Source organism: Carboxylicivirga linearis (assembly GCF_018271995.1).
Classification (GTDB): domain Bacteria; phylum Bacteroidota; class Bacteroidia; order Bacteroidales; family Marinilabiliaceae; genus Carboxylicivirga; species Carboxylicivirga linearis.
This window is the reverse complement of record NZ_JAGUCO010000007.1, coordinates 214721-236764: the sequence shown is the minus strand read 5'-3', so window position 1 is coordinate 236764 and position 22044 is coordinate 214721. Positions and strand designations below refer to the sequence as shown.

21 protein-coding genes are annotated in these 22044 nt (G+C 36.3%); 15 read left to right on the top strand and 6 right to left on the bottom strand.

Annotated elements, in window-relative coordinates:
• The 3 genes from KEM10_RS12265 to KEM10_RS12255 form a co-directional block, all read right to left on the bottom strand.
• Window positions 1-659, bottom strand: a 659-nt coding sequence (locus tag KEM10_RS12265) for a M48 family metalloprotease (RefSeq protein WP_212216295.1), incomplete at its 3' end; no start/stop codon positions are given.
• The gene (locus KEM10_RS12260; RefSeq protein ID WP_212216294.1) at window positions 659-1027 is read right to left on the bottom strand and encodes a BlaI/MecI/CopY family transcriptional regulator; all 369 of its coding nucleotides are present in this window, start codon (window positions 1025-1027) and stop codon (window positions 659-661) included. The genes KEM10_RS12260 and KEM10_RS12265, both read right to left, overlap by 1 nt.
• Before the next feature lie 148 nt (window positions 1028-1175).
• Entirely contained in the window at window positions 1176-2108 is a 933-nt protein-coding gene (locus KEM10_RS12255) for an NAD-dependent epimerase/dehydratase family protein (protein ID WP_212216293.1), read from the bottom strand.
• 278 nt (window positions 2109-2386) lie between these two features.
• Between KEM10_RS12255 and KEM10_RS12250 the strand changes: the two genes are divergently transcribed.
• From KEM10_RS12250 to KEM10_RS12185, 14 genes are all read left to right on the top strand, one after another.
• Window positions 2387-3370, top strand: coding sequence for an N-acetylmuramoyl-L-alanine amidase family protein (locus KEM10_RS12250; RefSeq protein ID WP_212216292.1), 984 nt, complete (start codon window positions 2387-2389; stop codon window positions 3368-3370).
• A gap of 24 nt (window positions 3371-3394) precedes the next feature.
• Window positions 3395-4291 (top strand): nucleotidyltransferase family protein, encoded by an 897-nt coding sequence (locus KEM10_RS12245; protein WP_212216291.1) that lies wholly within the window; start codon window positions 3395-3397, stop codon window positions 4289-4291.
• A gap of 265 nt (window positions 4292-4556) precedes the next feature.
• On the top strand, window positions 4557-6101 hold the full coding sequence (locus KEM10_RS12240; protein WP_212216303.1) for a TldD/PmbA family protein: 1545 nt from the start codon (window positions 4557-4559) through the stop codon (window positions 6099-6101).
• A gap of 27 nt (window positions 6102-6128) precedes the next feature.
• Window positions 6129-7448 carry a TldD/PmbA family protein gene (locus KEM10_RS12235; RefSeq protein WP_212216290.1) on the top strand — a complete coding sequence of 440 codons (1320 nt, stop codon included), beginning with the start codon at window positions 6129-6131 and terminating at the stop codon, window positions 7446-7448.
• A 121-nt stretch (window positions 7449-7569) separates the two neighbouring features.
• On the top strand, window positions 7570-8592 hold the full coding sequence (trhO, locus tag KEM10_RS12230; RefSeq protein WP_212216289.1) for an oxygen-dependent tRNA uridine(34) hydroxylase TrhO: 1023 nt from the start codon (window positions 7570-7572) through the stop codon (window positions 8590-8592).
• 194 nt (window positions 8593-8786) lie between these two features.
• Window positions 8787-10745: a threonine--tRNA ligase gene (gene thrS / locus KEM10_RS12225; protein ID WP_212216288.1), complete on the top strand. Its 1959-nt coding sequence runs from the start codon at window positions 8787-8789 to the stop codon at window positions 10743-10745.
• 17 nt (window positions 10746-10762) lie between these two features.
• Complete coding sequence (infC, locus tag KEM10_RS12220) at window positions 10763-11323, top strand: translation initiation factor IF-3 (RefSeq protein ID WP_317196661.1); 561 nt, start codon at window positions 10763-10765, stop codon at window positions 11321-11323.
• Between the two features lie 31 nt (window positions 11324-11354).
• Complete coding sequence (rpmI, locus tag KEM10_RS12215) at window positions 11355-11552, top strand: 50S ribosomal protein L35 (protein WP_212216287.1); 198 nt, start codon at window positions 11355-11357, stop codon at window positions 11550-11552.
• Window positions 11553-11657: 105 nt separating this feature from the next.
• Complete coding sequence (gene rplT / locus KEM10_RS12210; RefSeq protein ID WP_212216286.1) at window positions 11658-12011, top strand: 50S ribosomal protein L20; 354 nt, start codon at window positions 11658-11660, stop codon at window positions 12009-12011.
• A 157-nt stretch (window positions 12012-12168) separates the two neighbouring features.
• Window positions 12169-12882, top strand: a complete 714-nt coding sequence (gene dapB / locus KEM10_RS12205; RefSeq protein ID WP_212216285.1) for a 4-hydroxy-tetrahydrodipicolinate reductase — start codon at window positions 12169-12171, stop codon at window positions 12880-12882.
• A gap of 15 nt (window positions 12883-12897) precedes the next feature.
• Complete coding sequence (lepB, locus tag KEM10_RS12200; RefSeq protein WP_212216284.1) at window positions 12898-14328, top strand: signal peptidase I; 1431 nt, start codon at window positions 12898-12900, stop codon at window positions 14326-14328.
• Between the two features lie 67 nt (window positions 14329-14395).
• Window positions 14396-15571: a signal peptidase I gene (gene lepB / locus KEM10_RS12195; RefSeq protein ID WP_212216283.1), complete on the top strand. Its 1176-nt coding sequence runs from the start codon at window positions 14396-14398 to the stop codon at window positions 15569-15571.
• Between the two features lie 50 nt (window positions 15572-15621).
• Window positions 15622-15879, top strand: a complete 258-nt coding sequence (locus KEM10_RS12190) for a lipopolysaccharide assembly protein LapA domain-containing protein (RefSeq protein ID WP_212216282.1) — start codon at window positions 15622-15624, stop codon at window positions 15877-15879.
• On the top strand, window positions 15863-16501 hold the full coding sequence (locus KEM10_RS12185) for a WbqC family protein (protein WP_212216281.1): 639 nt from the start codon (window positions 15863-15865) through the stop codon (window positions 16499-16501). The genes KEM10_RS12190 and KEM10_RS12185 overlap by 17 nt, the downstream gene beginning before the upstream one ends.
• Here the strand turns inward: KEM10_RS12185 and KEM10_RS12180 are convergent.
• Both KEM10_RS12180 and KEM10_RS12175 read right to left on the bottom strand, forming a co-directional pair.
• Window positions 16490-16918 carry an NUDIX domain-containing protein gene (locus KEM10_RS12180; RefSeq protein ID WP_212216280.1) on the bottom strand — a complete coding sequence of 143 codons (429 nt, stop codon included), beginning with the start codon at window positions 16916-16918 and terminating at the stop codon, window positions 16490-16492. The genes KEM10_RS12185 and KEM10_RS12180 overlap by 12 nt on opposite strands.
• Window positions 16915-17694 (bottom strand): C40 family peptidase, encoded by a 780-nt coding sequence (locus KEM10_RS12175; protein ID WP_212216279.1) that lies wholly within the window; start codon window positions 17692-17694, stop codon window positions 16915-16917. The genes KEM10_RS12180 and KEM10_RS12175 overlap by 4 nt, the downstream gene beginning before the upstream one ends.
• Before the next feature lie 107 nt (window positions 17695-17801).
• On the opposite strand from KEM10_RS12175, the gene KEM10_RS12170 reads away from it, so the two are divergent.
• A complete protein-coding gene (locus KEM10_RS12170) occupies window positions 17802-19955 on the top strand; it encodes an HD family phosphohydrolase (RefSeq protein ID WP_212216278.1) in 2154 nt (717 codons plus the stop codon).
• 30 nt (window positions 19956-19985) lie between these two features.
• Here the strand turns inward: KEM10_RS12170 and KEM10_RS12165 are convergent, their stop codons facing one another.
• On the bottom strand, window positions 19986-21923 hold the full coding sequence (locus KEM10_RS12165; protein ID WP_212216277.1) for a methyl-accepting chemotaxis protein: 1938 nt from the start codon (window positions 21921-21923) through the stop codon (window positions 19986-19988).
• Window positions 21924-22044 lie beyond the last annotated feature (121 nt).

Sequence of the window (22044 nt, the reverse complement as noted above, 5' to 3'; positions counted from 1 at the left end):
ATGGCTTTGTCAACACAGAATTCATGGTTTTGGGCTATTAATTTCCGTAGCCACCATGCAAACGGATTCCACCATTGTAATATCAACATCCATTCTGCCAGGGTAATGTCAACAGAATGCCATTGGCGGCAATGGGTTTGTTCGTGATTTAAAATATGGTCTCGGTCATTTTGTTCCATCACCGATTGAGGAACAAACACCGATTGAAAGAATGAGAAAGGATTAATCTCTCTATCTTCCAACAGATAAAGATTAAATCCATTTTCTTTTAACTTTTTACTTTTGCCTTTTAGCTTAAGAAGAAAAGCATAACCCCATAACAGACGTACCACAAACACTAAACTAATCAAGATATAAACAGCCATTAATAAATACGACCAATCAAATACCGATGCCGCCTTAACTGTTGTATTAGCTTGAACGGTTACTGGTATTGATAAAGTTGTCAGATCAAGTTCTGCTTCCGGAGCAAACAGTATTGATTTTACACTTAAAGGCATAGCTAACAACGGAATTATCCACGGCACAAATAAGGTACTTAAAAGCCATATTCTATTCCGGTTAAACAGCGCATCTTTCGATAAGAAAAGTGCAAAAACTATTACCATTAATGCCACCATTATAGCAGCTTTAACCTGCCACTCTATCAAATATGCCATCACTCTTCTTTTTTCTCAATTAATTCAATCAGTTCTTTTAAATCATCCACATTCAGTTTTTCTTCTTTTACAAAAAAGGAAACCACATTCTTGTAAGATGATTCAAAATAGTCAGATACCATATTTTTGATATACAGCTTGCGATAGTCTTCTTTGCTTATCGCAGGAAAATACTCGTGAGAATTGCCATAAGCATTATGAGAAACAAAACCCTTTTCTTCCAGCCCTCTTACTATAGTACTAAACGTATTATAATGAGGTTTGGGTTCGGGGTGTTTTTGCAACAGGTCTTTCACGAATCCTTTGCCCGCTTCCCATAATATCTTCATTACATCTTCTTCACGCTTTGTTAATCGTTTCGCTGTCATTTCAGTTATTTTTATTACCCATGAATTCTATTGACAAAACAAATGTAACTATTTAATTCGTTTATCCAACTAATTATTTAGTTTTTAAACTATTTTTTTAGTTCACACCCATTACTCCTTATTTAATGCTACTTACAGAATGATTTAATTATTGAAAAGAATCCACCATTTGCTTAACAGCTTCTTTATATGGGGTAATTTTAAAATCGGGGAATTGCTTTTTAAATTTTTCAAAAGACATAATATAGTCATATTCGAACTGATACAACATTTCATCAAACTCCTTTACAACCGGCACAAAAGCAGCTATTAACTTTCTCACAAACTTAGGAATATACGATACTTTGTAGGAAGTACCCATAGCATCATTAAAAACAGCCATCATTTCATCTACCGAAACAGGATCACCCACAGGCAGATGCCAAACCGTATTGTATGTTTCAGGTTCTAGAGCCAGCTCTACCAAAGCCCTACCCAAATCTATAGTATTCGCATATGTATGTTTAGGCCCCCGAGGCAATACAGATTGAGGTGCTTTACCCTTTAGCATCCGCTCTAAAAAAGAAAAGTAAAATCCGCTATTTTTGGCATTTGGGCCTATAAAATCGGCTGCACGGGCAATAACTCCTTTTAACTTACCATGTAAAAAAGCTGCCTTAAGTTTATCATCTATCTCTTTTCTTACTTTACCTTTTTCGGTAGTAGGTTCTTCGGTATAACCTTCATCAAAATGCCCTTGCAAAGGAGCCGGACCGTACATATGCACATTATCGAGAAAAATCAATACTGCATTATGCTTACTGCAAGCCTCAATCACATTATCCATCAAAACAGGCCAATCGCGCTGCCACACTTCTGTTTTATACTCCAGACCAACACATAAATAAACCACTGACGATCCAGCTACTACCCTATCAACGTCATCCTTTTTCAATACATCAGCACTAACAGATTCAACACCTTCCATTTTCTTGGATCGAGACACAGCTCTTGCAGGTATTTCTTTTTCTTTTAAAACTTTTATAACCGATTGACCAACACCTCCGGAAGCCCCCAGTACAGTATGCAGTGAATTATTCATAGATTAAGGTTTTGATTTTATTGCAATATCTGAAATATTACCCATTTACAACATCTTTTGTTCAAATATTAGACTTTTAGATCGTTAGACTGTAGACCAATAATCACAATAAGCTATAGAAAATTAATTAGCACATCTAAGCATTCACAATTGACATCCATCAAATTCATCTTATAAATAACTGATTTAATACATGTTCAATGCCTATTAATAAAATAGTTTTGTCAGCTTAGCTCAATATTATTCCGAATTACTTAAAAACTATATTTTTGTGCTTTATGAAAATGAAAGTAAAACACTTCTATATACTTTATCTATTATTGTTGTTACCTGCTATACTATCAGCACAAACATCAAAACCAATAAGTAGTAAACCTAAAAACGGTGAAGGACTGCATTCGTTTATGATAAGAAATCATCTGTCCCCCAAAGAGGATATGGAAGAATTCTTACAACTAAATAAAGGTAAATTTGGTTCTAAGAACAGTCTTTTACTACACGAAAGCTATTTAATTCCGGTTAAGCAAACTAATTTATTCGAATCCCTTTTTGGTAAAGAACGTGAAACATTTCCGATTGAATCGGACGAAATGAAGGGATCTGTCTTTTATCTTGTGTCCGGTCATGGAGGACCTGACCCGGGAGCCATTGGCAAATATGGTTCACACGAATTACATGAAGATGAATACGCTTATGACATAACACTCCGTTTAGCAAAAAAGCTAAAGGAAAACGGAGCTAAAGTTCACATTATTATTCAGGACCCGGATGATGGAATCAGAGATGAACAAATCCTGAAGTATGATAATCATGAAACCTGCATGGGAGAAACCATACCTTTAAATCAGATAGATCGCTTAAAACAGCGTACCAATAAAGTAAACGAGTGTTTTAAAAAGGATACAGAGAAATATCGTCGTGCTCTGGTCTTACATCTCGACAGTCGAAGTAAACGTAAGCAAATAGATGTATTTTTCTATCACTACAAAAAAAGTAAAAACGGAAAAATACTTGCCACTACACTGCGCGACATCTTTAACGAAAAATACGGTGAACATCAGCCTTCCAGAGGATTTGAAGGCACAGTAAGCGACAGAAATTTATACATTCTACGCAATACAACACCCGTTTCGGTGTTTGTAGAATTGGGTAACATTCAAAACTACCGCGATCAACAGCGATTTGTTATTGCCGATAACCGTCAGGCTTTGGCAAATTGGTTGTACCTTGGACTGAAGAAAGATTTCGACAATAATAAATAAGAACTTAAAATAAACCATTCTGATATGAAACCAACATTACTGATTCTTGCTGCCGGCATGGGAAGCCGCTATGGAGGACTGAAACAAATGGACGAATTAGGTCCTAATGGAGAATCCATTATCGACTACTCTGTCTATGATGCAATTCAATCGGGATTTGACAAAGTTGTTTTTGTCATTCGCGAAGACTTTGCGGATGTTTTTAAAGAACGCTTCGAACCTCGTTTAGCTGGCAAAATTAAAACAGAATATGTCTATCAAGACTTAAAAGACTTACCCGAAGGATATTCTGTACCTGAAGGACGCGAAAAACCCTGGGGAACAGGTCATGCAATATTGATGGCTAAAGATGTTATTAACGAACCTTTTGCCATTATTAATGCAGATGATTTTTACGGCCGCGAAGCTTATCAGCAAGTTTTTGATTTTGTTGGCGAAAGCAAAGATGAGAATGAGTATGCCATGGTTGGTTACAGATTAGACAATACTTTGTCGGAGCATGGAACAGTATCACGAGGTGTATGCGAAACCAATGCGGATGGCAATCTCGTTAACATTGTGGAACGAACTAAAATTGGTTACGAAGGTGAGAAAATCTTTTTCTATGAAGAAGAATCCAAAACCGAATTAACCGGATCAGAAGCTGTTTCGATGAATTTTTGGGCATTCAAACCTAATTATTTCAAAAAGCTGGAAGATGCATTTCTTGATTTCCTAAAAGAAAAAGGACAAGAAATGAAGTCGGAATTTTATTTCAATGCTGTAGTTGATCAATTGATTAAGAAAGGAGTTGCTTCAACAAAAGTAATCCGAACCGATTCAAAATGGTTTGGAGTAACCTACAAAGAAGACAAACCATTGGTTCAAAAGAAAATTGATGAACTTATTGCCAATGGCATTTACCCTGAAAAACTTTGGTAATTAAGAATCTTTATAACACCTAAAGGCGGCTAGTTTAGTCGCCTTTTTTTATGTTGCTTATCTCCCAACAAACCACCTCATCCTATCAACCATAAACTAAAGATATTTATATAGATACATTCAAAACTTTAACTTTTCAACCTTGCAATACATAACAAAAAAACATACTTTTACTTTCTGACAATTTGCATTATTCCACAAACAACGCTTCAAAAAGCTTCTTCAATCTGCTTTTTGCGTACAACAACAATCTAAACTTAACTTAATGAAAGCAACAATCAACCGAAGAGATTTTTTACGGGCTGGCGCTGTTACTGCCGCAGGAACAGCTATTTTGCCACATTTATTAACGGGGTGCACAAGCGGCCCGTCAGCAACAGGACACAACATGACATTACACGACTACCTTGAACACTTTGGTGTTACCAAAAATATGATTCAAGACATAATTAGAGAAGGATTATCTAAAGGAGGAGATTATTGCGATGTATATTTTCAACATATGATCGGAAATTACATTGGTTTGGAAGATAAATCAGTAAACCGGGCTTATTCTGATGTGAGCCTGGGGGTTGGCATCAGAGTTTTAAAAGGCGATCAGACAGGATATTCGTTTAGTGAAGAAATAAGCATGGATGCCATGAAATCTGCAGCACGAACTGCAGCTAACATTGCAAACAGCACAACAAAAGTAGAACCAGTAGCCTTTGAATCTCCGAAACTTCCTAATTATTATTTAATTAAAACTCCATGGGAGGAAGTTTCAATCAATGAAAAAATCCCTTACCTGCAACAAATCAACGATAAGGTATTTGCCCTTGATAATCGTATCATCAAATCCAATGTGTGGTTTATGGATGAAACTTCCTATGTATTGTTTGCCAATTCAGAAGGAAGAATGACATACGACTATCAACCCATGGGGCAAATTTCTGTAAGTTGTTCGGCCGAACAAAACGGACAAAAGGAACAAAACGGATATAATCTTTCGGGCAGAAGAGGAATTGAATTTTTCACTCCCGAAAATATAGATCTATTGGCTTCCGAAGCAGTTAAACGCACTACCGATTTATTTGAGGCGGTTAAACCAAAGGCTGGCGAATTACCGGTTGTATTAGCAGCAGGAAGTTCAGGTATTTTATTACACGAAGCCATCGGTCACGGTATGGAAGCTGATTTCAACCGTAAAGAAGTTTCTATTTTTAGCGATAAGATTGGAAAGAAAGTTGCTAACGACTTTGTAACCATTGTTGATGATGGAACCAACCCAAATGTAAGAGGCTCCATTAATGTTGATGACGAAGGGAACGACACCGAGAAAACCTACCTGGTTGAAAACGGAACTATGACCTCTTACCTTCACGACAGAATCAGCGCAAAGCATTATGGTGTAAAAACAACTGGTAGCGGTCGCCGCGAGTCATTCCGTCATATGCCAATGCCTCGTATGCGCAACACTTATATGGAAAATGGTCCGCATAAAAAAGGTGAAATTATTGAGTCTGTTAAATATGGAATTTTTGCCGAAACATTTACCAACGGACAGGTAATGATTGGTGCTGGTGACTTTACATTCTACGTAAAATCAGGTTATCTTATCGAAAATGGAAAATTAACTCAACCCATCAAGGATATCAATATTATTGGTAATGGGCCAAAAGTTCTTTCTGATATTGAAATGGTGGCCGATGATTTTAAAATGGCAGAAGGAGGTTGGACATGTGGTAAAAACGGACAAGGAGTTCCTGTTTCTATGGGGCTGCCTACCGTTAAAGTTTCAAAAATTACTGTTGGCGGTGTAAATGCCTAACCTTGTCTAACTCAAAACTCAATTAAAATGAATACTAAAGAACGTAAAGATCTGGCCATTTGGGCCGTTGACTATGCAAAAAAACAAGGAGCTACTGAAGTTGCAGCTTCTGTATATAATTCCCGATCAGTAGAAATCGAAGTCCGCGAACAAAAAATTGAAAAGATAAAAGAATCAACTACCAACGGCTTATCGCTCAATATCTATCGTGATCATAAATATTCAGGTCATTCAACTAACAATCTTAACAAAAAAGATCTCCAGACTTTTATAAAAGAGGCAGTTGAAGCAACCAAATACTTAAGTGCCGATGATTTTCGCGAATTACCTGATCCATCTCTTTATCCCGAGAATCTTGAAAAAGATTTAAAAATTGAGGATCGCAGTTATTTAAGCGTAACTCCCGAAGATAAAGTAAATATTGCCAAAGAAATTGAAAGGGTAGCTCGTGCTCAAAGTGATAAAATTATATCGGCAACCGGAGGTTACAGTGACGACTATTCTGAAAGTGTAAAAGTACACAGTAACGGATTTGTTGGCGAGCGCATCTCTACCTCATTCTGGGCCGGAGGTGAAGTAACCGTTAAAGATGACGATGCCCGCCCCGAAGGATACCATTGGGGAGGTAGCCGATTTTTTAAAACCATGCCCACGCCTGATGAATTGGGTAAAAAAGCAGCCCAAAACGCAATTCGCAAAATGGGGCAAACCAAAATAGCTTCCGGTAAATACGAAATGATTATTGAAAACAGAGCCGTTGCACGATTACTGTATATGTTTGTTGGACCAATGCAAGCCCGTGCATTACAACAAAAAAGTTCGTATCTTGAAGGAATGCAGGGTAAATCCATCGCTTCATCTAAACTCACCTTAATAGACGATCCGTTTATCGAAGGAGGTTTTGGATCAAGATTATATGATGGAGACGGCATTGCAGCACAACCAAGGGTAATGATTGAAAACGGAATATTGAATCAATATTACATTGATAATTATTACGGAAAAAAATTAAATATGACACCCAATGGAGGTCAACCATCTAACATTCGTTTTGAATTAGGGAAAAGAGATTTCGACTCCATTGCGAATGATATAAAAAAAGGTATTTTTGTTACCTCTTTCAATGGAGGCAACTCAAACTCTACTACAGGTGACTTTTCTTTTGGTGTTTCAGGATTTTTAATTGAAAACGGAAAATTAGTTCAACCTGTTAATGAAATGAATATCTCAGGTAATGCTAAAAAATTCTGGCAAAAACTTACCGAATTAGGCAACGACCCTTATCCTTATTCCAGCATATTAAGTCCAACAATGGTGTTTAACGACATTGATTTTAGTGGACTTTAATACTAGAGAATCCAAGTTAAGCGGGGAACTTCAGCAATTCCCCGTTCTTTTAAATTTATTTACAGAGTTTTTTATCTCTTTTTCTTTTTTGATTTATATTTTTGCAGTCAAAAAGGTAATAATGGATCCAAATAGTAAAAACAAAGGACTATACAATAAACTTGGCCCCGAAGAATTAAAGCAGCGCCTTGCCCGCGAAACTTTTAAGCGCACAACCGTTTCGTTTTATAAATATGTAATAATTGACGATCCCTGGGCAATGCGAAACCTGCTATACGAAAAATGGGATCAATTGAATTGCCTCGGCAGAATATACATCGCCAACGAAGGCATCAATGCACAAATGAGCGTTCCCGACCATAGGTGGGACGATTTTGAGAAGCACCTGAGATCAATTAGCTTATTTAAAGATGTTCCCTTTAAAATAGCAGTGGAAGATGATGGTAAATCATTTTTAAAACTGCAGGTTAAAGTCCGAAAACAAATTGTAGCTGACGGGCTGCAGCCCACAGAATATGATGTAACCAATGTGGGACAGCACCTATCAGCTAAAGAATGGAACGAGGCTTTGAATAAAGGTGCCACTGTTGTAGATATGCGAAATCATTACGAAAGTGAAATAGGACATTTTGAAGGTGCCCTCTTACCCGATGCTGAAACATTTAAGGAAGAGCTTCCTGAAATTTTAGATAAATTAAAAGGAAAAGAAAATGACAAAATTCTTCTTTACTGCACAGGTGGTGTTCGGTGCGAAAAAACCAGTGCTTATCTGAAACACCATGGTTTTTCTGATGTTAACCAACTTTTGGGTGGAATCATCGATTATTCGCGCCAAGTGTCAACTCAAGGATTGGAAAACACATTTAAGGGAAAAAATTTCGTTTTTGATAATCGTTTAGGAGAACGCATTTCTGATGATACCATCAGTCATTGTCATCAATGCGGCAAACCTTGCGACAGTCATACCAATTGCGCCAATAAAAAGTGTAATCTTTTGTTTATCCAATGCGACGATTGTAAAACCAAGCACGACGGATGTTGCGGTGACGATTGTCAAACCTATCTACTGGCGCCGCCCAAAGAAAAAACAGAACTGGAAAAACGTCTTGTTTTTAAACGTGGTAAAAGATTTCATAAAGCATAATCACGCGAATTCTCGGAATCAACCTTAAGATCCTTTTCCTGTTACGTTTGATTACGAGAATCGCCTTTAAACTCAACCCAATCGTTCTCCTCAGTTTTTGTGAGTGAAAAAGTTATAAATCAAAATAGAATTAAACGATTGTTTGCTCTGTTTTATTTATCTTTGCGTGATTTTTCTATAAAACTGAAAAGAGAATGATAAAAATTACCTTTCCAGACCAAAGTGTCAGAGAGTACGAATCAGGCGTAACAGGCCTTGATATTGCGCAGAGTATTAGCCCTCGCTTGGCTAAAGAAGTATTATCTATTACGGTAAACGACACCCTGATGGATTTAACGCGCCCTATCACCACCGACGCTGCCGTTAAGCTGCACAAATGGGAGGACGAAGAAGGTAAACATGCATTTTGGCATTCATCAGCTCACTTAATGGCCGAAGCCATTGAAGCTCTTTATCCGGGAACTAAGTTTGGTATCGGACCAACCATCGAAAATGGTTTTTATTACGATATCGATCCGGGCGATGATGTTGTAATAAAGGATGGTGATTTGCCAAAAATTGAAAAGAAGTTCAAAGAACTGGCAAGCCAGAAACTACAATACGTCAGAAGTGAAGTATCTAAAAATGATGCTTTAGATTACTTCACTAAAAAAGATGATGAATATAAGCTGGAGTTAATCAACGATTTGGAAGACGGAACCATTTCGTTTTATAAGCAAGGTAACTTCACCGATTTATGTCGCGGGCCACACTTACCTTCAACAGCTCCTATTAAAGCTGTTAAATTATTAAGTGTTGCAGGTGCTTACTGGAGAGGTGATGAAACTCGCAAACAATTAACTCGTATTTATGCTATTTCATTTCCTAAAGCTAAAATGCTTGAGGAATACCTTGTTCTTTTAGAGGAAGCTCAAAAACGTGATCACCGTAAAATTGGAAAAGAACTTGAATTATTTGCTTTTTCACAAAAGGTTGGTCAGGGTTTACCTTTATGGTTACCTAAAGGAGCTCGCTTGCGCGAACGATTAGAGAACTTCTTGAAAAAAGTACAAGTGCAGTATGGTTACGAGCCAGTAATCACACCGCACATTGGTAATAAAGAATTGTACGTGACTTCCGGTCACTATGCTAAATACGGTAAAGATTCCTTCCAACCTATCAACACACCTGCTGAAGGAGAAGAGTTTTTGCTAAAACCAATGAACTGTCCTCACCACTGTGAGATTTACAAGACAAAACCTCGTTCATACAAAGATCTTCCTATTCGTTTTGCTGAATTCGGAACCGTATATCGTTATGAACAAAGTGGTGAGTTGCATGGTTTGACAAGAGTAAGAGGATTTACTCAGGATGATGCTCACCTATTCTGCCGACCAGATCAGATAAAAGATGAGTTCAAAAAAGTTATCGACATTATATTATACATCTTTAAAGCATTAGATTTTAAAGAATACATTACACAGGTTTCTTTGCGCGATCCTGAAGATCACTCTAAATATATTGGAAGCGAAGACAACTGGAATAAAGCTGAACAAGCAATTATTGAAGCTTGTGAAGAACGCGGCATGGACACCATTGTTGAATACGGTGAAGCAGCTTTTTACGGACCAAAGCTTGACTTTATGGTGAAAGATGCTTTAGGCCGTAAGTGGCAGTTGGGTACTATACAGGTGGACTACAACCTACCGGAACGATTTGAATTAGAGTACATTGGAAGCGACAACCAAAAGCATCGTCCGGTTATGATTCACCGTGCACCTTTTGGCAGTATGGAACGTTTTGTTGCGGTATTGATAGAGCACACTGCAGGTAAATTTCCATTGTGGTTAACCCCTGAACAAGTGGTAATTTGCCCTATTAGTGAAAAGCATAATGAATACGCAAAAAAAGTTTTGAATTTCCTAAATAATTCCGATATTCGTGCCGTCTTAGACGACCGCAATGAGAAAATAGGTAAAAAGATCAGAGACAACGAGTTAAAGCGAATTCCATATCTACTAATTGTAGGAGAAAAAGAGGCTGAAGAACAAAAAGTTGCCGTTCGTAAGCAAGGTGAAGGTGATAATGGGGTCATGAAACTCGAAGAATTTGTAAGTTTTATTAATCAGGAAGTTGAAAAAATGCTTTCTGCGATTGACAATAATATTAACTAAAGAAGGAGGGTTTAACTATAGCTAGACCGAACAGAAGGCAGGTAAGACCTATAAAAGAAGAACCTGCACACAGAATAAACAGGCACATTAGAGTACCACAGGTAAGACTGGTGGGTGATAATATTGATAATCCAGGTGTATTTTCTACATCAGACGCCTTAAAGATGGCGGATGAGTTAGATCTAGATTTGGTTGAAATTTCACCTAAAGCCGATCCACCAGTTTGTAAAATAACTGATTACCAAAAGTTTCTTTATCAACAGAAAAAGAAGCAAAAGGAAATGAAGGCGAAGGCTGTTAAAGTGGTAGTTAAAGAGATTCGTTTCGGACCAAATACCGACGATCATGACTATCAGTTTAAATTAAGGCATGCCGAGAAGTTTCTACAGGAAGGTGCAAAAGTAAAAGCCTATGTATTCTTTAAAGGACGATCAATTCTATTTAAAGAACAAGGTGAGATCTTATTGTTACGCTTTGCACAAGATGTTGAAGAACTGGGTAAAGTGGAACAACTACCAAAATTGGAAGGTAAACGTATGATCATGTTTATCGCTCCAAAAGCGGCAAAGAAAAAATAACGGATATTTTTTAACTAAATATATAGGAATAATGCCGAAAATGAAGACAAATTCCAGTGCTAAGAAACGTTTTACCATCACTGGAAGCGGAAAAATTAAAAGGAAGCATGCTTTTAAAAGTCACATTTTAACTAAGAAGACTACAAAGCAGAAGAGAAATTTGACCTATGCTGGCACTGTTCATAAAGCTGATGAAACAAACATCAAGCTATTATTGAACATGAAGTAAGAACAAATTTCAAGAAGAGAGAGAAAATTAATTTTTAAACTGAGTGAATTAGCCGAAAGATCCCGACAGAGACTGGGACGCTAACCATTCGAAAATGATTTTAAAATGCCAAGATCAGTAAATCATGCAGCGTCAAGAGAGAGACGCAGAAAGCTTTTAAAGCAAACCAAAGGATACTTTGGTCGTAGAAAAAATGTTTGGACGGTAGCTAAAAACGCATACGAAAAAGGTATGTCGTATGCATATCGCGACAGAAAGAAGAAAAAGAGCAATTTCCGTGCATTGTGGATTCAGCGTATCAATGCTGCAGCTCGTATCGAAGGTGTATCTTACAGTAAGTTGATGGGTGCTTTACATGCACAAAACATTGAAATCAACCGTAAGGTTCTTGCCGATTTAGCAGTGAATCATCCAGAAGCTTTTAAAGCAGTTGTGAAAAAAGCGATGAAAGCAGCTTAATTAAGCTTCACAAAATATCTAATGAAGGAGGTCATATCGACCTCCTTTTTTATTTTCCCCTCACCTACTTTTATTAATCTCAAACTAAACTAATTTTTACGGCAATTACTTACATGCTTTTTTTATCTTTGCTCAGATAGGAAAAGAAATAAACGAAATGAAAATAGCATTAGTAGGATATGGTAAGATGGGCAAAGAGATTGAAAAAATTGCCCTGGACAGAGGACACGAAATAGTTAGTAAGATTGACGTCACCAGCTCCGACTCATTTGATGACGATTCTTTTAAATCGGCCGATGTAGCCATAGAATTTACCCGTCCCGAAGCAGCATTTAACAATTATCAGAATTGTTTTAAAAATAATGTTCCTGTAGTTTCCGGAACAACCGGATGGCTTGATCAGCTTCCTGCAATTGAAAAAGCATGTAAGGAAGATGGACAAACTTTCTTCTATGCTTCTAACTTCAGCCTGGGTGTTAATATCTTTTTCGAGATTAATAAGCAACTGGCTAAGATTATGAATAAAGTAAAAGAATATGATGTATCGATGGAAGAAGTACATCATACGCAAAAGCTGGATGAACCTAGTGGTACAGCTATTACTTTAGCAGAAGGTATTATCAACAACTTAGAAAGAAAAAACAACTGGACCCTTGATACCGCAAAAGAAGATGAAATTAACATCAAAGCAATTCGCGAAGGTCAGGTTCCGGGTATTCACACCATAAAATACGACTCACCGGTTGATGAAATAGTTATTCATCACAGTGCCAAATCACGACAAGGCTTTGCTTTAGGAGCCGTATTAGCAGCTGAATTTACACAAGGTAAAAAAGGCATGCTTAACATGAAAGACCTACTTAACTTTTAATAAAAATTTGAAATAATGCGCAACACACCATATTTCAAGTGGATAAAGCTTGTTATTGCAAGCATCATCTTTATCCTTTGGGTTGTTTGGATTGAAAACTATTGGTTTTTACTAGGCTACCCTCTCTTATTTGATAATTATATTACTAAAAAAATTCCTTGGGGATTCTGGAAAAAAAGGAAAGATGGCAAAAAGCCAAGCCCCATTGTTGAATGGATAGATGCGATTGTTTTTGCACTGGTTGCGGTATATATTATCAATATCTTTTTGTTTCAGAACTACAAAATTCCAACCAGTTCATTGGAAAAGTCACTATTAGTGGGCGATCATTTATTTGTAAGTAAAGCAAGTTATGGTCCGCGTATGCCAAACACCCCTATTGCCTTTCCATTAGTGCAAAATACATTTTCATCTACCACACATATAAAGTCATACCTCGACTGGCCTCATTGGGATTACAAAAGGTTAGCAGGTATTACCAACGTAAAAAACAACGATATTGTGGTTTTTAACTTCCCGGCAGGTGATACCGTTCCGTTTTTATCTAACAACCCTGATTATTACAATCAGATGTTAATTACCGGACTTCAGGAAGCTCAAAAAAATAATAATTTAATGCCAAAGCAACCATTCAATTCAGACTGGGAGCGCAATCATTATTTTATGAATATTGGCAGGAAGTTTATTCATAGTCACCCTGAAAGATTTGGCACTGTCATCTCTCGTCCGGTTGATAAACGCGATAACTATGTAAAAAGATGTATTGCTCTTCCAGGTGATGTACTTGAGATCAGACATAATCAGGTTTACATCAATGGCGAAGCTGTTGATAATCCGGAAGGATTGCAACACAACTATCTCATAAAAACTGATGGTACAGCACTCAACGATCGTTTTTACGAAAGATTAGAAGTTGCAAAAATTGATCGTCAGGGAATGGGAAATTCTTACTATATTCCTTTAACTAAAGATAAAGCAAAGTTAGTTGAGGATATGCCATTTATTGAATCAATAACCATTGATGAAGAAATCCCTAACAACACAGGATTTCAGGTTTTTCCTTACAGTTCTGATTACAATTGGAGCCGTGATAATTTCGGCCCTCTTGCAATGCCTAAAAAAGGTGAAACCATTGATATAACCATTAAGAATTTACCTATTTACGAGAGAATAATTACTGCTTACGAAGGCAATAAGCTGATGGTAAAAGATGGTCAGATTTACATTAATGATCAACCTGCAACGAAGTATACTTTTGAAATGGATTACTATTTTATGCTGGGAGACAACAGGCATAAATCGGCCGATTCCAGATCGTGGGGATTTGTTCCTGAAGATCATATTGTTGGAAAACCAATCCTGGTTTGGTTATCATTAGATCCGGATAAATCATTCCCTGCCAACATCCGCTGGGACCGTTTCTTTAAAATAGTTCATAAAAACTAAAACATAACAACAGCAAGGTCCCCAAAAGCCTTGCTGTTTCTTTTTTATCACCTCAAAATAAAATTGAATGAATAAAAAAGTAATCATTCGCTACATACTGACCATTGCTTTTTTACTACTTAGTATATGGGCTCAAAGCTGGTTATTAGTGATGGTTCTATTGATTCATCTTTTTGTTTTATGGCACAAACCAACTAATAATAAACTCAACCTATTTTTAGATAAAGCTGGATCTAAAAAGAAAAACTTAATTGGTTGGCTGATGGCTTCGGTTTATGCCATTATTGTTTTACTATTTATCAACACCTATCTTTTTGGTATCTACACGCTTCAATCCTCCTCAATGGAACCCACCTTTCATTCGGGAAATATTTTTTTAATGAATAAGGTTGAAATAGGACAAGGTAAATCCATTAATAATCCAAATAATTATCACAGAGTTCGCGGTTTTAAAGAGCTGATTTATGGGAATGTGATTGTTTTTTATTTTCCTGAAGCGGATACCATTTTTATAGATAACCCTAAAGTAAATTATCATTTCAAGAAAAGAGAAACTAAAATAAGTGGTAAGCCTAATAAAATGGCTCACACTCCAATTGCGTACTCTCCCGTAAATAAACGTCCCCGTTTTATCAAACGAATTATTGCCTTACCAGGTGATACTCTTAAAATTATTAATGGAGATAATTATATCAATGGAAAGCCTTCTGAATTCAATTCTATTTTTATCAATAAATACACCTTACTCAACAACACACCTAAAAATATTCAAACTTCTATTCTTAATTCTGCCAATTCAGCTTATACCGAAGAAATGAAGCAGATTATTGAAATACAGGAAAAAGTGGTGTATGACAATCATTGGGAAGATTATCTTGAAAGAGAAGAAAGACCATTAAATATGCCCGATCCATATGTTTTTCCTTTTAACACTTTAACATTATGGAATGCCTCATATTGGGGACCGGCAGTTATTCCATCCAAAGGATTATCGGTTAATATTAATGAAAACAATATTTCTTTGTATTGGCGAATTATTGAAGCTTATGAAGAGAATAACATTGAGTTGAATAACGGAAAAATATACATCAACAAGAAGTTAAGTACTCAATATACTTTTAAGATGAATTACTACTGGGTAGCTGGTGATAACCGCCCTCATTCTTTTGATAGCCGATACTGGGGATTTGTGCCCGAAAGTCATATTATAGGAGTTATCAATAAATTACCGTTTACAAAATAAAATGCAATTCTTACATTAGTTGAAAATTTCTAACACTCAAAACTTCAACTATGAAAAAGACCTTTTGGATTGCCACAGTATTTGCCATTATTCTGGTAGTTTTTTCAGTTCAAAACGCAAAAGATGTAACAGTTAAATTCTTTTTTAAAGATGTATCTATTTCATTAGCGGTATTGTTAATCTGTGTGTTTATCTTTGGTGCCGTAACGGGAGCATCGTATTTCTTCTTCTTAAAAGTAAAGGATAAAAAGAAGCAAAAGATAGAGACCCCAAAAGAGCAAACAACCGAAAATGAAACAACCGAATAAAATAATTCCTCTTACATATCTGGGACCCATTCAGCTTTTTGCTCATCTGCAAGATGGCAATCATATAATAATAGAACAAAATTGTTCGTATGAACGAAAGTCATACCGCAATAGATGTAACATTGTTGCTGCCAACGGACCGTTAGCTCTATCTGTTCCGGTTGTAAATAAAAAAAATGTGAAGATAAAAACACAAGATGCTAAAATAAGTTATGATACCGACTGGCAAAAACAACACTGGCGGTCTATTTCTTCAGCGTATAACTCCTCTCCTTTTTTTGAATACTATGCGGATGATTTTCTACCTTTCTATCAAAAGAAATATGATTCTTTAGTTGATTATAACATCAACTTATTTCAAACAATTTTAGACGCTTTGGAGTTAAATATAACTTTTAGTCTTAGTAATGAATATGTACATCCGGAAGAAGGAATGGACGATTTAAGGTACCTCATAAGCCCTAAACAGAATCCAGACTACGATAGAAATTATAAGACAATTAAGTATTGGCAGGTATTTGCGCAGAAACATGGATTTATTCCTAATATGAGTATTCTTGACCTAATTTTTAACATGGGTCCGGAATCCAATATAGTACTTGCCAATTCTTTAAAGGTTTAAATTCTCAATTGCCTCCTTTATAATCAATGAATGATCGAAAGCTAAATCGGGTAAATCATTTAAATCAAACCAACGAGCATCGGCGGCATCATCTTGTCCAGCACATTCTAATTCACCAGAAACAAATCCATTGTACACAACCGATATAGTTCTGTGTCTTGGATCACGATTAACTCCTCCATAGGTTCTGAATTGCTTCACCTTCACACCAGAAATACCTGTCTCCTCTTCCAACTCACGCAATGCAGCATCTTTAAGGTCTTCATCCATATCAACAAAACCACCTGGCAATGCCCATTTTCCTTTAAACGGATTGTTGCCTCTTTCGATCAATAATATCTTTTGGGGGTTATTCCGGGTTACTAATAATACATCTGTGGTTACCGCAGGACGCGGATATTCATAGGTAAAACTCATTCTATAATTCTTTTAATCACTCTTAATTTATGAGTATACTTATTGGTAGTGTTGTCAAATATTCCCTGATGATCAAATTTATCAATCCGAACGCGTCCTGAAGCGTGAATTATTTCTCCTTTCCCTAAGCACATGCCTACATGCACTATATTTCCTTCCTCATCATCAAAAAATGCTAAATCACCAGCCACTGCTTCTTCTACAAACGATACCATTGTACCTAATTTAACTTGTTGGGAAGCATCGCGTGGTATTTGAATTTCTTTAATAGCATATACTATTTGCACAAAACCGGAACAGTCTAAACCAAAAAAATTCCTGCCCCCCCACAAATAGGGCACATTAATAAACGAATAGGCAACATCAGTAATTTCCCCAACCGGCTTACTAATACTATAATTACTTGATATACAAAAATCCTTAGTCCCTATCGTAAAACAGTTTCTATCAGCAGTATTCATTACTATCTGACTTCCTCCTGATATGAAGTGAGTTGACTTTTCAGGCTCTGATACGACTTTTATAAAGGGGCCGGGCACAAACCATTTGGGCGAGTTCTTCCACAATTCCACTGCTTTATCAGATAGTTTTTCAACCAACTTGGCATCAATCCACCCTTCATAACCATCGGTATGGAGTTTGATCCGACACCATTTTTCAATCCGTTCAGTTATATCATAAGACTCACCAAACAATACTTGAGTTACCATTTCAGCCTGCTCTTCCGGATCTTTTCTTACCGGAATATATCCAAAGGTACAAATTGACTTTTCCATTTACAGCGGGATAATAGTGCTATTTATAAGTAGCCAAATTATTAAAAAATCTAAGGTTTTACTTACATTTGATCTATTAATATCCAATATTTCATAAATTAAATCATATGCTTGAGCGCTTTCCTCATTTTAAATCTAAATATTTTCACCCACTAGTGAGGGTTATCTTTTTCATGATTGCTATTGGAATAGTCACTTATTTACTGCCTAAAACGGGTAAGTTTGGATATGAATACATTAGCGGATTGCCGTGGAAACATCAAACATTAATAGCACCTTTTGACTTTCCGATATATAAAACCAATGCCGAACTCAAAATAGAGAACGATAGTTTAATAACTCATTACCGTCCATACTTTTATAAGGATACCACAAAAAAAAGGGAAGTATTGGCTCGTTTCGAGAAGGACTTTAACAAAACAGTCAGTTCACAAAAATCAAAATACCCCAACCTATCAAAATCTTATAACAAAGACACCAGTTACTTTGGGTTTATTAAAAAGGCTATTAAGGAAGGGCTTGGGTCGATTTACAACAGTGGGATTATACTGCTTCCTGATCAATACATAGGCGTTGAAGACGATTTTGAACTAATGTTGGTAACAGGAGGCTATGCTGAACCCTATGCCTTGTCGGAAATGTATTTACAAACACAAGCCTATCAAAATGTATCCACAACAGCCATTAGAGCCATTGTTGGTGACGCAGGAGTTATCGACCAGCAACTAACTCAGTTTATTACCGACCTGGAATTAAATAATTATATAGAACCAAACATCATATACGATGAAGAACGAAATCCAAAAGAGATTGCCAACCTGCAAGAAAATATTTCATTAACATCAGGAAGGGTATTGGCCGGACAACGAATTATTGACCAAGGAGAGATTGTGAAAGACAATACGGTAAAAGTGCTGGATTCATTACGAAAAAGTTATGAATCAAAGCTCTCAACCTCTTCCAACTACTATTTTATATTAGCCGGACAACTATTAATGGTGACGCTCATATTTATAACCATCCTGTTGTTCTTATATTATTTCAGAAACGATGTTTTTAAGTCGATTAACTCCATTGGATTTATATTGCTTATTACACTCATAATGGTGGGGTTGGCAAGTCTTGAAAAAGTATTTGAAGATTTTCCGTTCTACATTATCCCATTTGCCATACTACCAATTATTATCCGAACTTTCTTCGATAGTCGACTGGCATTTTTTATGTATGTTGTTACCATTTTAATAAGTGCCTTTTTTACAGAAAACAGCTTTGAGTTTGTATTCATTCAAATACCTGCCGGTTTAGTTGCATTATTCAGCCTGTTCAGAATGGTTAGAAGAAGTCATATAGTTAGAGCGGCCATACTTATAACTATAACATATTCATTATTTTACATAGCACTATCATTATGGAGAGAAGGCGATTTCACATCCATCAATGTCAAGATGTTTATCTATTTTGGAATTAATGGCATTATGCTTTTAATGGTTTATCCGCTTATTTGGATTTTTGAAAGACTCTTTGGTTTTCTTTCTGATGTTACATTGGTTGAGCTTTCAGACACCAATCACCCTATCTTAAGAAAAATGGCTGAAGCCTGTCCTGGTACTTTTCAGCACAGTATTCAGGTGGGTAATTTGGCTCAGGAAGTTGCATACCGATTAAATGCAAATCCGGCATTGGTGAGAGCCGGAGCTATGTATCATGATATTGGTAAAATGGCATCGCCAATGTATTTTACCGAAAATCAGGCTGAAGGTCTGAATCCACATAGCGAGCTAACGTATGAAGAAAGTGCAAGAGTAGTTGTTAATCACATTGAGAATGGTGTTAAAATGGCTCTGAAGCAAAAGCTACCTAAACAAATTATCGACTTTATTACTACTCATCAGGGAACGACAAAAACATGGTATTTCTACAATTCATTTATAAATGACAATCCGGATAAAGAAGCTGACGTTAGCATCTTTACCTACCCAGGTCCAACACCTTTTACAAAAGAAACAGCAATTCTAATGATGGCTGATTCTATTGAAGCAGCTTCCAGAAGTTTAAAGAAATATACGGATGACGAAATTGATAAATTAGTTGAAAAGATTATAGATAAACAAATTGAAGAAGATCAGTTTATTAATGCACCGATCACTTTTGCTGAAATTACCGAAGCCAAGGAGGTTTTTAAAACTAAACTGAAGAATATTTATCATGCTCGTATAGAATATCCCAAGATTAAAAAGAAGAAACAAAAAAAGGAGCTATAAGCTCCTTTTTTGTTTAGTTTTTATTTATAATTAGAATTTCTCATAATCATCGTAATTCTTTCCTAACTCAATATTATAACCAACCTCCCCTTTTACTTTCTCCTTCTTCGGTTCTCTTGATTCTTCTTTCTGAACGTTAAAACTTTTCTTAGCTTTACCACTAATTCTACTTCCAACCGATGCGCTTTCTTTCTTATCATCACCGCTGAATAAAGCAATTGACTTACTCAACTGATCAGACAATCCATCTAATGCTGTTGCTGCTTCCCTTATTTGTTCCGCATTGGCCGCATTTCGCTGAGTAACATTATTCAGTTGTTGGATAGCGTTATTTATTTGCTCTACACCAGTCACCTGTTCCATCGATGCTAAGGTAATTTCTTTTACCAAATCAGCTGTTCTTTGAATTTCAGGTGTAATTACATCTAACTTTTGAGTAGCCGCATTAGAAGATTCTAAAGTATCGGATGATGACTTTGTAATCTCAACAGCAGCAGCCTGACTTCTTTCAGCTAATTTACGAACCTCTGCTGCTACTACAGCAAAACCTCTTCCTTCCTGTCCTGCTCTGGCGGCTTCAACAGCGGCATTCAATGCCAATATATTGGTTTGAAAGGCAATATCACTAATTACATTAATTTTATCGGTAATTTCATTAATATTAACAGCTGCAACCTTAGAAGCTTCGTTACTTTCCTGAATTCCAACTGAAGCTTTACTTGCTATTTCCTCTGTCTGTTTGGAGTTATCTGTATTCTGTTGAATATTAGCATACATTTCTTCCATTGATGATGACACTTCCTCAGCTGATGAAGCCTGTTCTGTGGCTCCCTCGGCTAATTCAACAGCACCACTATTTAGCTTCTGGCTTGCCTTAATAATCTCTTCTGATGACTTAGTAACCTCGTAAATTACATTCTTAAGATTATCAACCATCGTATTCAATGCTTTTGATAAAGCTCCAACCTCATCATTACTATCGGCAATAAATTCAACTGATAAATCCCCATTGGCTAATTTTTCAGCTTTCTCAATTCCTTCCTCAATAGGCTTTGAAATAGCTCTTGACAATGTATAAACAAGAAATGCAAACAGTACAAATACAACTATTAAAGCATAGATCATGAATTGCTTCTGTAATGACACAATAGTTGAGTTGTCGTCACCCATTTTCATCATTAAATCCAGCCCCACATCTGAAGTAGCTCCTACATCCCACATGATATTTTTTGCAATTTCAAACCTTTTTAACTCCAGTGTCTTTACTTCTCTTAAACCGCTTAAATACGTTGTTAGTGAGTTTAAAGCAACCTGCAAATCAGCTGTAAAATCTGAACCATAGTTAACACTACCAATTTGCTTTTTAATGGAATTAAGAGTTTCCAACTGCTCTTCCACAGATCGGAAGTCTTGCTTTTTGTCATCCTGAATTAGCTGATTAACTAAATCATTCACTTTAACTGAAGCTTTATAACTAGTTGAACCAATACCTCTGGATTTTTCCTTTAAAGCCTGAGCGGCATCGATAAAAAGTTCTTTAGCTTCATTTGATTTTGTTTGCTTTTCGAAGAACTGGCTAGAAACTTTTTTGTAATCAACAATATGGTTTTCCAGTACAACCATATTTATGCCCTTGTCGAGCATAATACCTTCTTTACCCTGAATCACGGCTACTAAGTTATCAAGTGCTGAGTACATTCTCTCAAAACTTACTTTGGCTCGTTCACTAAAATAGTCATCTCCGGTAAATTCAAAACTACGCGAATATTCACGCGTTTCTTTCCAATATTTGTCAAGTTTTACTGATTCACGGACGATAGGTATATACATATTGGTGAGTGATGTTGTACCCTTATCCACTTTCTGTAGATTATATAGAATAACCACGCCAAGCAATAAAACAACGGCCATAATAACCGCAAACCCGCTACCAATTTTGGCACGAATTTTTAGATCTTTCCATCTCATACAGATTATTTTAATAGATAGCTTCCTTGGTTCAAATATGGGAAAAATTGTTTCTTTAATGAAATAATTTATCGACAAAATATTACTTTTATCACCTAATAATTCGATACAACATTAATAT

What these genes read in the sequence shown, in the direction of transcription:
- rplT (WP_212216286.1), top strand. Translation starts at nt 11,658, where the DNA reads ATGCCAAGATCAGTAAATCATGCAGCGTCAAGAGAGAGACGCAGAAAG.
- lepB (WP_212216284.1), top strand. Translation starts at nt 12,898, where the DNA reads ATGCGCAACACACCATATTTCAAGTGGATAAAGCTTGTTATTGCAAGC.
- rpmI (WP_212216287.1), top strand. Translation starts at nt 11,355, where the DNA reads ATGCCGAAAATGAAGACAAATTCCAGTGCTAAGAAACGTTTTACCATC.
- KEM10_RS12180 (WP_212216280.1), bottom strand. Translation starts at nt 16,918, where the DNA reads ATGAGTTTTACCTATGAATATCCGCGTCCTGCGGTAACCACAGATGTA.
- KEM10_RS12260 (WP_212216294.1), bottom strand. Translation starts at nt 1,027, where the DNA reads ATGACAGCGAAACGATTAACAAAGCGTGAAGAAGATGTAATGAAGATA.
- KEM10_RS12185 (WP_212216281.1), top strand. Translation starts at nt 15,863, where the DNA reads ATGAAACAACCGAATAAAATAATTCCTCTTACATATCTGGGACCCATT.
- KEM10_RS12190 (WP_212216282.1), top strand. Translation starts at nt 15,622, where the DNA reads ATGAAAAAGACCTTTTGGATTGCCACAGTATTTGCCATTATTCTGGTA.
- KEM10_RS12255 (WP_212216293.1), bottom strand. Translation starts at nt 2,108, where the DNA reads ATGAATAATTCACTGCATACTGTACTGGGGGCTTCCGGAGGTGTTGGT.
- KEM10_RS12240 (WP_212216303.1), top strand. Translation starts at nt 4,557, where the DNA reads ATGAAAGCAACAATCAACCGAAGAGATTTTTTACGGGCTGGCGCTGTT.
- KEM10_RS12170 (WP_212216278.1), top strand. Translation starts at nt 17,802, where the DNA reads ATGCTTGAGCGCTTTCCTCATTTTAAATCTAAATATTTTCACCCACTA.
- KEM10_RS12235 (WP_212216290.1), top strand. Translation starts at nt 6,129, where the DNA reads ATGAATACTAAAGAACGTAAAGATCTGGCCATTTGGGCCGTTGACTAT.
- dapB (WP_212216285.1), top strand. Translation starts at nt 12,169, where the DNA reads ATGAAAATAGCATTAGTAGGATATGGTAAGATGGGCAAAGAGATTGAA.
- KEM10_RS12250 (WP_212216292.1), top strand. Translation starts at nt 2,387, where the DNA reads ATGAAAATGAAAGTAAAACACTTCTATATACTTTATCTATTATTGTTG.
- KEM10_RS12245 (WP_212216291.1), top strand. Translation starts at nt 3,395, where the DNA reads ATGAAACCAACATTACTGATTCTTGCTGCCGGCATGGGAAGCCGCTAT.
- KEM10_RS12175 (WP_212216279.1), bottom strand. Translation starts at nt 17,694, where the DNA reads ATGGAAAAGTCAATTTGTACCTTTGGATATATTCCGGTAAGAAAAGAT.
- KEM10_RS12165 (WP_212216277.1), bottom strand. Translation starts at nt 21,923, where the DNA reads ATGAGATGGAAAGATCTAAAAATTCGTGCCAAAATTGGTAGCGGGTTT.
- trhO (WP_212216289.1), top strand. Translation starts at nt 7,570, where the DNA reads ATGGATCCAAATAGTAAAAACAAAGGACTATACAATAAACTTGGCCCC.
- thrS (WP_212216288.1), top strand. Translation starts at nt 8,787, where the DNA reads ATGATAAAAATTACCTTTCCAGACCAAAGTGTCAGAGAGTACGAATCA.
- lepB (WP_212216283.1), top strand. Translation starts at nt 14,396, where the DNA reads ATGAATAAAAAAGTAATCATTCGCTACATACTGACCATTGCTTTTTTA.